The organism is Sphingosinithalassobacter sp. LHW66-3, from assembly GCF_050703275.1.
Classification (GTDB): domain Bacteria; phylum Pseudomonadota; class Alphaproteobacteria; order Sphingomonadales; family Sphingomonadaceae; genus Sphingomonas.
The window spans coordinates 1,882,382-1,893,701 of the sequence record NZ_CP193482.1 but is presented as its reverse complement, the minus strand read 5'-3'; the positions used below and the strand labels follow the sequence as shown (position 1 = coordinate 1,893,701).

Annotated in this window: 11 protein-coding genes; 7 read left to right on the top strand and 4 right to left on the bottom strand. The window is 65.8% G+C overall.

What is annotated here, in order from left to right:
- The first annotated feature begins 130 nt into the window (after positions 1–130).
- From ACQ450_RS09265 to ACQ450_RS09235, 7 genes are all read left to right on the top strand, one after another.
- Positions 131–565, top strand: coding sequence for an ion channel (locus ACQ450_RS09265; protein WP_188053057.1), 435 nt, complete (start codon positions 131–133; stop codon positions 563–565).
- Positions 566–653: 88 nt separating this feature from the next.
- Positions 654–2,819: a M3 family metallopeptidase gene (locus tag ACQ450_RS09260; RefSeq protein WP_431469045.1), complete on the top strand. Its 2,166-nt coding sequence runs from the start codon at positions 654–656 to the stop codon at positions 2,817–2,819.
- A 160-nt stretch (positions 2,820–2,979) separates the two neighbouring features.
- On the top strand, positions 2,980–4,266 hold the full coding sequence (locus tag ACQ450_RS09255; protein WP_431469044.1) for a 3-methyl-2-oxobutanoate dehydrogenase (2-methylpropanoyl-transferring) subunit alpha: 1,287 nt from the start codon (positions 2,980–2,982) through the stop codon (positions 4,264–4,266).
- A gap of 29 nt (positions 4,267–4,295) precedes the next feature.
- On the top strand, positions 4,296–5,144 hold the full coding sequence (locus ACQ450_RS09250) for a serine aminopeptidase domain-containing protein (RefSeq protein WP_431469043.1): 849 nt from the start codon (positions 4,296–4,298) through the stop codon (positions 5,142–5,144).
- A gap of 65 nt (positions 5,145–5,209) precedes the next feature.
- Positions 5,210–6,214: an alpha-ketoacid dehydrogenase subunit beta gene (locus tag ACQ450_RS09245; RefSeq protein ID WP_188056431.1), complete on the top strand. Its 1,005-nt coding sequence runs from the start codon at positions 5,210–5,212 to the stop codon at positions 6,212–6,214.
- Between the two features lies 1 nt (position 6,215).
- Complete coding sequence (locus ACQ450_RS09240) at positions 6,216–7,496, top strand: dihydrolipoamide acetyltransferase family protein (protein WP_431469042.1); 1,281 nt, start codon at positions 6,216–6,218, stop codon at positions 7,494–7,496.
- Positions 7,496–7,672 (top strand): DUF4169 family protein, encoded by a 177-nt coding sequence (locus tag ACQ450_RS09235; protein WP_431469041.1) that lies wholly within the window; start codon positions 7,496–7,498, stop codon positions 7,670–7,672. Before ACQ450_RS09240 ends, ACQ450_RS09235 begins: the two co-directional genes overlap by 1 nt.
- Positions 7,673–7,745: 73 nt before the next feature.
- Here the strand turns inward: ACQ450_RS09235 and ACQ450_RS09230 are convergent, their stop codons facing one another.
- The 4 genes from ACQ450_RS09230 to ACQ450_RS09215 all read right to left on the bottom strand — a co-directional run bounded on the left by ACQ450_RS09230 (position 7,746) and on the right by ACQ450_RS09215 (position 11,310).
- The gene (locus tag ACQ450_RS09230; protein WP_431471197.1) at positions 7,746–8,525 is read right to left on the bottom strand and encodes an SDR family NAD(P)-dependent oxidoreductase; all 780 of its coding nucleotides are present in this window, start codon (positions 8,523–8,525) and stop codon (positions 7,746–7,748) included.
- Positions 8,526–8,555: 30 nt separating this feature from the next.
- Positions 8,556–9,752 carry an acetyl-CoA C-acyltransferase gene (locus ACQ450_RS09225; RefSeq protein WP_431469040.1) on the bottom strand — a complete coding sequence of 399 codons (1,197 nt, stop codon included), beginning with the start codon at positions 9,750–9,752 and terminating at the stop codon, positions 8,556–8,558.
- Between the two features lie 122 nt (positions 9,753–9,874).
- Positions 9,875–10,660, bottom strand: a complete 786-nt coding sequence (locus ACQ450_RS09220) for a crotonase/enoyl-CoA hydratase family protein (protein WP_431469039.1) — start codon at positions 10,658–10,660, stop codon at positions 9,875–9,877.
- A gap of 32 nt (positions 10,661–10,692) precedes the next feature.
- Positions 10,693–11,310: a response regulator transcription factor gene (locus ACQ450_RS09215; RefSeq protein WP_262503774.1), complete on the bottom strand. Its 618-nt coding sequence runs from the start codon at positions 11,308–11,310 to the stop codon at positions 10,693–10,695.
- Positions 11,311–11,320: the final 10 nt, after the last annotated feature.

Below are 11,320 nucleotides of genomic sequence, written 5' to 3'. Positions count from 1 at the left end.
GAACAAACGACTCGAATCGGAACAAGTGTTCCTATTCTGTTCCAACCTGCCGGAGAGTCAACGCCGTTCGGAGCCCCTGCCGCGCCTGCTGCGTTGGCCTCTCACGGCTGCCGTGAAACAGGGGAAGATCATGCAGGATGATTTCATCGCGCTTGCGCTGGGTGTGGGATTGGTGGGTCTGCTCGGCATCATCCACCACTATGGTATCCTCGCGACGCGCCGGATCACGCCCGATCCCAATAAGAAGGCGCATCTTTCGATGCTCACTCTCTTTCCCGCGCTCCTGCTGCTCCACCTCTTCGAAATCGCGCTGTTCGCCGGCGTCTATTACGAAATCGCGCGCTGGCCGATGTTCGGCGAACTTGCGGACACCTATCCGCGCACCTGGAGCGACTATCTCTACTTCTCGGGAATCAACTTCGCCACATTGGGCTATACCGAACTCAAGACCGACGGACCGATCCGGCTCGTCAGCATGATGCAGTCGCTCGGCGGATTCATGATCATCACCTGGTCGGCGACCTTCATCTATTCGGTATGGGGCGATCAATGGCGCAAGGACTGAGACCCAGGACGTCCACGTAGCGCTCAGTTGCCATTCAGGCGCCTTGTCCTACTATGGCACCCATTGTTCCAGAATTCCGGAGAAATGAATGTCCTTCCGCTTGCGGATCGCGCTTCTCGCCACGACCTCGGTGCTCATGACCAGCCCCGTTACGGCCTCGACCCTGCAGACCGATCCCACCGAAACCGTTGCCGCACAGCAGGCTGCAGTCGATCCGGCGCCACTGCTCGAACCCTGGACCGGCCCCTATGACGGCGTGCCGCCCTGGGACCGCATCACTGCCGACATGTTCCCCGCAGCCTTCGAGGCCGCGATGGCGAATGCGCGCACCGAGTTCGCGGCGATCCGCGACAATCCGGCGGCGCCCACCTTCGAAAACACGATCGAGGCGCAGGAGCGCTCGGGCGCGCAGCTCGGCCGGCTTTTCTCGGCATGGGGCGTGTACCAGTCGAATCTCGCCACTCCAGAAGTGCAGGCGATCGCGCGCGAATGGAGCCCGAAGCTCTCCGCCTTCTTCACCGAGCTCAGCCTCGATCCCGAGATGTTCGCACGCGTAAAGGCCGTGTACGACAATCGCGAGCAGGCGAACCTCACGCCGCAGCAGATGCGGCTGCTCGAGCGCACCTATCGCGATTATGTCACGTCCGGCGCGTTGCTGAACGCCGAGCAGAAGGCCGAAATCAGCCGCATCAATCAGGAACTGGCCGGCCTCTACGCCGATTTCAGCCAGAAGGTGCTGGCCGATGAGGAGACTGCGATCTTCCTCGAGTCGCAGGACGATCTCGCCGGCCTGCCCGAAAGCTTCGCGGCATCGCTGAAAGCCGAGGCGGTCGAGCGCGGCCAGCCCGACCAATGGGCGGTGAAGAACACCCGCTCGTCGATGCAGCCCTTTCTGATGTATTCCACGCGGCGCGACCTGCGCGAGCAGGTGTGGCGCGCCTATGTCGATCGCGGCGACAATGGCGGCGCGAACGACACCAACCAGACGATCGCGCAGATCCTGGCGCTGCGGCAGGAGCGCGCCGAGCTGCTCGGCTTCGAGAACCATGCCTATTACCGCATGGACGACACCATGGCGGAAACTCCCGCCGCCGCCACCGAGCTGATGATGGCGGTGTGGCCCGCGGCGGTCGCCCGGGTGCGCGAGGAGGTCGACGACATGCAGGCGCTCGCCGATCAGGAAGGCGCCGACATCGTGATCGAGCCCTGGGACTATCGCTTCTATGCCGAGAAGGTGCGCAAGGCGAAGTATGACCTCGATGAAAGCGAAGTGAAGCCGTATCTCCAGCTCGACAATATCGTCGACGCGGCATTTTATTCGGCCGGGCGGCTCTACGACATCAGCTTCGAGGAGAATACGGGGTCGATTCCCGTCTTCCATCCCGACGTGCGCACCTTCGAAGTCACCGACAACAAGAGCGGCGAGACGATCGGAGTCTTCTACCTCGACAATTTCGCGCGGTCGGGGAAGCGCTCGGGCGCCTGGGCGACGAGCTATCGCAGCCGCAGCGGACTGCGCGGCGAAGACATCGTGCTGGCCTCGAACAACAACAACTTCACCGAAGGCGCCGAGGGCGAGCCGACGCTGATCAGCCTCGACGACGCGACGACGCTGTTCCACGAATTCGGCCATGCGCTGCACAGCTTCCTGTCGGACGTTCATTATCCTGGGCTGGCCGGCACGCCGCGCGATTTCGTGGAATATCCGAGCCAGGTGAACGAGAATTGGCTGCTGACGCGCGACGTGCTCGATCGCTATGCGCGCCATTACCAGACTCGCGCACCGATGCCGCAGGAGCTGGTCGACAAGATCGAGGCCTCCTCGACCTTCAACCAGGGCTTCGACACGGTCGAATATCTGGCGAGCGCAATCGTCGACATGAAGCTGCATGACCGCAGCGAGCCGGTGACCGATGTCGACGCGTTCGAGCGCGAGACGCTGGCCGAGATCGGCATGCCGGTCGAGATCGTGATGCGCCACCGCCTGCCGCAATTCAATCATCTGTTCTCGAGCGACTCCTATTCGGCGGGCTATTACTCCTACCTCTGGTCGGAAACGATGGACGCCGACACCTGGGCCGCGTTCGAGGCGACCGGCAATGTCTGGGATCCAGCTACCGCGCAGCGCTTCCGCGACACGCTGTTGTCGACCGGCAACGAAACCGACCGCAAGGCGGCCTATCGCGCGTTTCGCGGGCGCGACCCGGACGTGCAGGCGCTGTTCCGCCGCCGCGGCTTTCCGACCGGCGAGTGACACGAGTGGGCGGTCCGGCGGTGCCGGGCCGCCTTTTCGCAGGTGCAGCGTCAGGTCAGTCCTGCTGACCTACTCGACAGCGCCGTTGAAATTTTATAACAGGCACGGAAAGTCGATTCCGCGCGTTCCATAGGACGACGCGGTTTAATCCGGAGAGTTCATGCCTGCCGCTCCTCAGCGCTCCAACCTTCCGAAGCTGTCGCTGCACGTGCCGGAACCCAAGTTCCGGCCCGGCGATGAAGTCGACTTCAGCGACGTCGACGTTCCCGCGGCGGGGAGCGCGTCGCGCCCCGATTCCGCTGCCGATCCAGCCGAGTTCCACGAGCTTGCCTATACGCTCGTTCGCGTTCTGGGCGACGACGGGCAGGCGGTGGGCCCTTGGGATCCGCGGCTCGACCCCGATACGCTGCGCATCATGCTGCGCAACATGGCGCTGACCCGCGCCTTCGACGAGCGGATGTTCCGCGCGCAGCGCCAGGGCAAGACCAGCTTCTACATGAAGTCGACCGGCGAGGAGGCCGTTGCGGTGGCGGCCGCGATGGCGCTGGCACAGGACGACATGTGTTTCCCCAGCTATCGCCAGCAGGGGATTCTCATCACGCGCGGCTATCCGCTGATCGAGATGATGAATCAGATCTACTCGAACAAGGGCGACAAGCTACAGGGCAAGCAGCTGCCGATCATGTATTCGGATCGCGAGAAGGGCTTCTTCTCGATCTCGGGCAATCTCGCGACGCAATATCCGCAGGCGGTTGGCTGGGCGATGGCGAGCGCGGCGAAGGGCGACAGCCGCATCGCCGCGACCTGGTGCGGCGAGGGATCGACTGCCGAGGGCGACTTCCATTCGGCCTGCACCTTTGCCGCGGTGTACCGGGCGCCGGTGATCCTCAACGTCGTCAACAACCAGTGGGCGATCTCCAGCTTCTCGGGCTTCGCCGGCGCCGAAGCGACCACCTTCGCCGCGCGCGCGATCGGCTATGGCATCGCCGGGCTGCGCATCGATGGCAACGATCCGCTCGCCGTCTATGCAGCGACCCAATGGGCCGCCGAGCGCGCGCGGACCAATCAGGGTCCCACGCTGATCGAGCATTTCACCTATCGCGCCGAGGGCCATTCGACGTCGGACGATCCGAGCGCCTATCGCAGCGCGCAGGAGGCGACTGCCTGGCCGCTGGGCGATCCGGTGAAGCGGCTCAAGGAGCATCTGATCGCACTGGGCGAATGGGACGAGGAGCGCCATACCGCGCAGGATCTCGAACTCGCCGAGATGGTGCGCAAGACCCAGAAGGAGGCCGAGAAGAACGGCATTCTGGGCCATGGCATGCACCAGAAGTTCGAGACGATGTTCGAGGGCGTATACGAGGAAATGCCTTGGCATCTGAAGGAACAGATGCAGCAGATGCTCGACGAGGAAGCGGCCGCGGGCCGTCCGGGGCCGAAGCGGTGACTCGGACGGTTCACCCATTACTGGCAGCGGTGGCCGCCGCGCTCCTCGGCCTGGCGCCGCATCCAGCTCTTGCGCAGGCGGTGGCCCAGGAGTCTCAGGCGGCTCTTCCCGCGAACACCGTGCCGCTTCAGGTTTCCACAGAGCGCAGCACCACGCTGACGGTCTGGGCGCCCGCGGAGCCGCGAGGGGTAGTACTGTTCTCCACCGGCTTCGGGTCCTGGCCCGAACGCTATGCGCACCTCGTGGACGCGCTGACGGCGGAGGGCTTCGCTGTGCTCGCGCCGCTCCACGTCGATTCGGTGCGATATGAGGATCGGGCGGCGTTCACGCCGCAGCAGGGTTTCATCGAGCGCTTCGCCGATATCCGGGCAGCACGCGACTATGCTGCCCGTATGTTCGAAGGTCTTCCGATCGTCGCCGTGGGGCATAGTTTCGGCTCCCTCGTCTCGCTGGGAGAGGGCGGCGCTCTCGGAGGCCTGATGCCGCTCCGCGTACCTGAGGTGCGTGCGGCGCTCGCCTTCTCCACTCCGGGCAAAATCCCCGGCCTGATCCAGCCCGACGCCTATTCGACCCTTGAAGTGCCCGTTCTTGCGGTGACGGGAACCGAAGACGTGATTCCGAGCGAAATGGGGTACGCCAGCACTCCCCAGGACCATCTCCTGCCGGTTCAGACCAGTCCGGCGCCTGCCTATGGCCTTGTGCTGCAGGATGGCGATCACGTGCTGGTCGATAATCCCGAGATGCTCGCGCGCGCCATGCCCGCGGTGCGCCTGTTCCTGCGCGGCTACGGCCAGGACGACGCCGCTGCGCGCGCGGCGCTCGCCGCTTGGCAGCCTGCCCAAGGCGACCAATTTATCACGCCCGAGAGTGCCGAATGACCGACATAGCCACCCAGGAAGCACGCATCGCTCCCACCCCCGAGCGCGAGGGCGACACCGCGCGAATGAACATGATCCAGGCGATCAACAGCGCCATGGACGTGATGATGGAGCGCGACTCCAGCGTCGTCGTGATGGGCGAGGACGTCGGCTATTTCGGCGGCGTATTCCGTGCGACCGCGGGGCTGCAGGACAAATACGGCAAGGAGCGGGTATTCGATACGCCGATCACCGAGTGCGGGATCGTGGGCGTGGCGATTGGCATGGGCGCCTATGGCCTGCGCCCGGTGCCGGAAATCCAGTTCGCCGACTATATCTATCCCGCGCTCGACCAGCTTGTGTCCGAAGCGGCGCGACTGCGCTATCGCTCGGCGGGCGAGTTCATTGCGCCGCTGACCGTGCGCTCGCCGTTCGGCGGCGGCATCTTCGGCGGTCAGACGCACAGCCAGTCGCCCGAGGGCATCTTCACGCACGTCTCTGGGCTGAAGACGGTGATTCCGGCCACGCCCTATGATGCCAAGGGGCTGCTGATCGCGTGCATCGAGGACAATGATCCGGTCATCTTCTTCGAGCCCAAGCGCATCTACAACGGTCCTTTCGACGGCAAGTACGACAGCCCCGCGAAAAATTGGGGAAGTCATCCGGGCGGCGAGGTGCCCACCGGCTATTACCGCATCCCGCTCGGCAAGGCGGCGGTGGTGCGCGAAGGAGAGGCACTGACGATCCTCTGCTACGGCACCATGGTTCATGTGGTGGCGAACACCGTCGCCGAAGCGGGCGTCGATGCCGAAATCATCGACCTGCGCACGCTGATGCCGCTCGACGTCGACACGATCGTCGAGAGCGTGAAGAAGACAGGACGCTGCATGATCGTTCACGAAGCCACTCGAACCCAGGGGTTCGGCGCGGAGTTGGCGGCGGTAGTGCAGGAGCGCTGCTTCTATCATCTCGAGGCGCCGATCGAGCGCGTCACCGGCTTCGACACTCCGTATCCGCACAGCCTGGAGTGGGCCTATTTTCCGGGGCCCGTCCGCATCGGCCAGGCGCTCAAGAAAATCCTGAAGGACTGACATGGCACGCTTCACTTTCCGCCTGCCGGACATTGGCGAAGGCATTTCCGAAGCCGAGATCGTGGAGTGGCACATCGCGGTCGGCGATCGGGTCGAGGAAGATGGCCGGCTCGCCGACATGATGACCGACAAGGCGACGGTCGAAATGGAGTCGCCGGTCGCCGGCACGGTGGTCGAGCTGGCGGGCGAAGCGGGCGACTTGATTCCGATCGGCTCTGCACTGGTGGTGATCGAGACCGAAGACGACGTCGATGTCGATGAGGAGGTCGAGGAACAGGTCGCGGCGGAGACGCCCGGCGTCGAGGAAGAAAGCCCCGCGGAGGTCGCGCCGGTCGCTTCGCCGGCGCCCGCTCCTTCGCCCGCTCCCGCTCCCGCCGAGAGCGCGGGACAGCAGGCTCCGGCCGAGCCGCGAGAGGAACATCCCGTCCTCGCCTCGCCGGCGGTTCGCAAGCGTGCCGCGGACCTGGGGGTCGATTTGTCGCAGGTGAAGCCGTCCGAGGAGGGCCGGATCCGCCACGCGGATCTCGATTCCTATCTGCGCTACGGCTCCGGGCAAGGCTATCACGCGCCGCACGTCAGCCGCGCGCGCGACGATCAGCAGGTGAAGGTGATCGGCATGCGCCGCCGCATTGCCGAGAACATGGCTGCATCGAAGCGCAACATCCCGCACTTCACCTATGTCGACGAAATCGACGTGACTGCGCTGGAGGAGATGCGCGCGGACCTCAATGCCAATCGCGGCGACCGGCCCAAGCTCACCATGCTGCCGTTCCTGATCGTGGCGATCTGCCGCACCCTCCCCGACTTCCCGATGCTCAACGCGCGCTATGACGACGAGGGCGGGGTGGTGACGTGGTCGGGCCGGGTGCACATGGGCATGGCGACCCAGACCGATGCGGGGCTGATGGTGCCGGTGATCCGCGACGCGCAGGACAAGAATGTCTGGCAGCTCGCGAGCGAGATCGGCCGCTTGGCCGAGGCAGCGCGCACCGGCAAGGCCAAATCCGAGGAGCTTTCGGGCGGCACCATAACGGTCACGTCGCTTGGGCCGCTGGGCGGAATCGCGACCACACCGGTGATTAACCGGCCCGAGGTCGCGATCATCGGCCCCAACAAGATCGTTGAGCGACCCGTGTTCCAGGGCGACGACATCGTCCGTGCCAAGCTGATGAACCTGTCGATCAGCTGCGATCACCGCGTCGTCGACGGCTATGATGCAGCGAGCTATGTCCAGGCGCTGAAGAAGCTGCTCGAAACCCCGGTGCTGCTGTTCGCCGACTGATGGGCGAGGTGGTGACGCTGCGGCAGGTGCGCAAGGCGAAGGCGCGGCGTGATCATGAGGCGAAGGCAGCCGCCAACCGTGCGCGGCACGGCCGGACCAAGGGGGAGCGCGCGGCCGAAGCGGCTGCGCACGCGAAGCTGGAGCGGACTCTAGCGGGCGCACGGCGCGAGGACTGACGTTCACGCCGGTGATTGATCCCGCGCTGGCGGCGCGAAACGAAGCTGCTCCGCGCCGTCGCGGGGGCGGCGCCTAACGCCGTTGCTGGAACGCGCCGGTGATCCGGCGCAGCGCTCCGCGCGGCATCAGCCTTGTGCTCGCCGCAACCAGCTTCGTGCGGGCGCCCGGGAATGCCACGGCCCGGTTCGCATCGAGCGCCGTGAGCCCGGCGCGCACCACTTGTTCGGCCGGTTCGGCAGCGCGGCGGAACAAGGCGCTCTGCGACAGGCCCGACAGATCGCCGAATTCAGTCGCCACCGGTCCCGGGCACAGCGCGCTGACCGAAACGCCGTGGCGCCGCACTTCCTCGTGGAGCGCCTCGGAAAGGCTGAGGACGAACGCCTTGGTCGCGTAATAGCTCGCCATCCATGGTCCCGGCAGCACTGCCGCCACCGATGCGACGTTCAGGATCGCGCCCGATCGCATCTGCACCATGCCCGGCAGCACCAGCCGGCAAAGCTCCATCACGGCGCGGCAGTTGAGATCGACCATTCGCGCGAGCTGTACAGGATCCATCTCGACGAACGGCCCGCGAAACCCGAAGCCGGCGTTGTTCACCAGCAGGTTCACTGCCAGTCCGCGCTTGGCGACTTGGCCGATCAGCGTCTCCGCGGCGCCGGTGCGCGCGAGGTCGCATGGGATCGCGGTTGCGGCCACGCCGTGGCTGGAGCGCAGCCGCTGCGCGAGCTCCTCGAGCCGCTCGGCGCGACGCGCGGTGAGGATGAGATCGTGCCCACGCTCGGCCAGCGCGAGCGCAAACTCGGTACCGAGGCCCGAGGAGGCGCCTGTGACAAGTGCGGTGCCCTTGGTAATCGCAACCTCCCGCGATTAGACCGGGCAAGCCTAGACGATTTCGAAGAGCCCCGCCGCCCCCATGCCGCCTGCGGTGCACATCGAGACGACGACCCAGCGCACCCCGCGCTTGCGCCCTTCGATCAGCGCGTGGCCGACCAATCGGCTGCCGGTCATGCCAAACGGGTGTCCGATCGCGATCGCGCCGCCGTTGACGTTATACTTTTCGGGATCGATGCCGAGCGCGTCGCGGCAGTAGAGACACTGGCTGGCGAACGCCTCGTTGAGTTCCCAGAGGCCGATGTCGGCGACAGAGAGTCCCGCGCGGTCGAGCAGCTTGGGAATCGCGAATACCGGGCCGATCCCCATCTCCTCGGGCCCGCAGCCGGCGACCTGAAAGCCGCGATAGATGCCCAGGATGTCCTTGCCCTCGGCTTCCGCCGTCTTGCGATCCATCACGATCTGCGCCGCCGCGCCGTCCGACAGCTGGCTCGCATTGCCGGCCGTGACGTGCTTGCCTTCCTTCACGAACTCTCCGTCCTTCCAGACGGTCTTGAGCCCGGCGAGAACGTCGGCCGTGGTGCCCGCGCGGATGCCTTCGTCCCGAGTGACGGTCACGGTTTCGGTGCCGGTGCGATTGCCCTGCTTGTCGAACACCGCTTTCTCGACCGTGATCGGCGCGATCTCTTCGGCGAAGGCGCCATTCTCAAGTCCGGCGGCGGCGCGCTGCTGGCTGGCAGCCGCGAACGCGTCCTGCGCTTCCCGGCTGATGCCATAGCGCTCGGCGACGATCTCCGCCGTCTCGATCATCGGGATATAGGCTGCAGGCTCTTTTTCGAGCACCGACCTGTTGGGGTAGCGCGGCGCATCCTTGGTTACGGTATGGCTGATCGACTCCATGCCGCCGGCGAGCGCGACGTCGATCTCGTCGCACATGATCGAGCGGGCGGCGAGCGCCAGTGCGGTGAGGCCCGAGCCGCACTTGCGGTCGAGCGTGAACGCCGGAACCGTGTTGGGCCAACCTGCCGCAAACACAGCCATGCGCCCGGCATTTGCGCCGGTGGTGCCCCATTGGTTGCCGACACCCCAGAAGATGTCGTCGATGCGCGCCGGATCGATCCCGGCGCGCTCGGCCGCGGCGTTCATCACGTGAGCGGCGAGCACCGGTGCCTCGGTATCGTTGAAATAGCCGCGATAGGCTTTCCCGATTCCGGTGCGGGCGGTGGCGACGACGGCGGCTTCGCGCATGGGCTCTCTCAACGTTTCGAATTTCGGGTACGGCCTTCTAGGCTATTTCGCCGAAGAAGGAAACGGCCGCTCGGGCGCGACGCGGCAGGGTGCGCCTAGCGGGGAGCTATGAAGCGGTTGTGCTAGTCGGTGAACACCGGCGCACGCTTTTCCACGTTAGCCCGGACCGCTTCCATCTGGTTGGGCGTCCGCATCACCGCCTGTTGTTCGGCACTCTCCGCAGGCAGGATCGAAGAGGCAGTACCTTCAGCCATTGTATTGGCCAGACGCTTCGCGCCGCGGATCGCTTCGGGATTGCGGCCGGCGATCGCGCGCGCCAGTTCCATCGCCGCGGCGCGCGGATCGGCGGCAAGGCGTGTGACGAAGCCGTGGCGCAGCGCCTCTTCGGCATTGAACTCGCGGGCGGTATAGACGAGTTCGCGCAGCACGTCGTCGCGGACCAGCCCGCGCCATAGCGCGAACCCCGCCATATCGGGCACGATGCCCCATTTGAGCTCCATCACCGAAAACCGGCTGCCCGGCGCCGCGATCCGGATATCGGCACCGCTCGCGACCTGAAGCCCGCCACCGAAGGCAATGCCGTGCACAGCGGCAATCACCGGAACCGGCAGCATGCGCCAGCCCCAGGCAACCTGCTGAAACCGGTTCGCGTCGCCATGGGTACGTGCGGCCAGATCGACGTCCGAGCCGATTCCCGCCATGCTGGCGAGGTCGAGCCCGGCGCAGAAGCCGCGGCCTTCGCCACTGAGCACGACCGCGCGCACTCCCTTCGCCTCGCCGAGCTGCTCGATCGTCGCGATGATCGCATCGAACATCGCGGGATCGAGCGCATTGAGCTTGTCGGCGCGCGCGAGCCGGACGTCGGCAACACTTTCTGCAATCGTTACCGTGACGCGTTCTTCGGCCATGATTACCCTCTCCGCTCGACTCCTTCCGAACGCTATCGCGGCGGGGGCGCGGCGGCAACGATGGGGTCAAGCCGATAGCCGCGCCTCCGCTCGGTCAGCAACATGGGCCGCGAGAATCCGCGATCGAGCTTCGCCCGCAGGCGCGAGACGTGAACCTCGACGACATTCGTGCCGGGGTCGAAATCTAGTCCCCATACGGCTCCGAGCAGTTCGCTCCGACTCACGCAGGCGCCCGGCCGATGCGCCAAGTGTAGCAGGAGCGCGTATTCGCGCGGCAGCAGCGGCACGGGCTTGCCTGCCCGCGCCACGCGCCGTTCGGCGCGCTCGATACGCAGTTCGCCGATCTGTAGCGGCAATTCGGGTCGCGGACGTAGCCGTGCCGCGACCCGGGCGGCGATTTCGCAGATCGCGGCGGGAAGGCCGACAACATCGTCTGCGCCGGCATCCAGCGCTTCGGCCGGACAAGCCATGGTGCCGGGCTTCAGCGCGATCAGCAGCGGCCCACCCCATCGATGACGAACCGTCGCTATCTCCGCGCCGAGATTTTCGCCGCGCGAACCCAGCAGAACCGCGGCGGGCGCGCCTTGGTCGAGCTTAGCGTCGAGCCGATGCCGCGGCAGCGTCGTCGCGCAGATGCCGCGGCGCTGCAATGCCGCACCG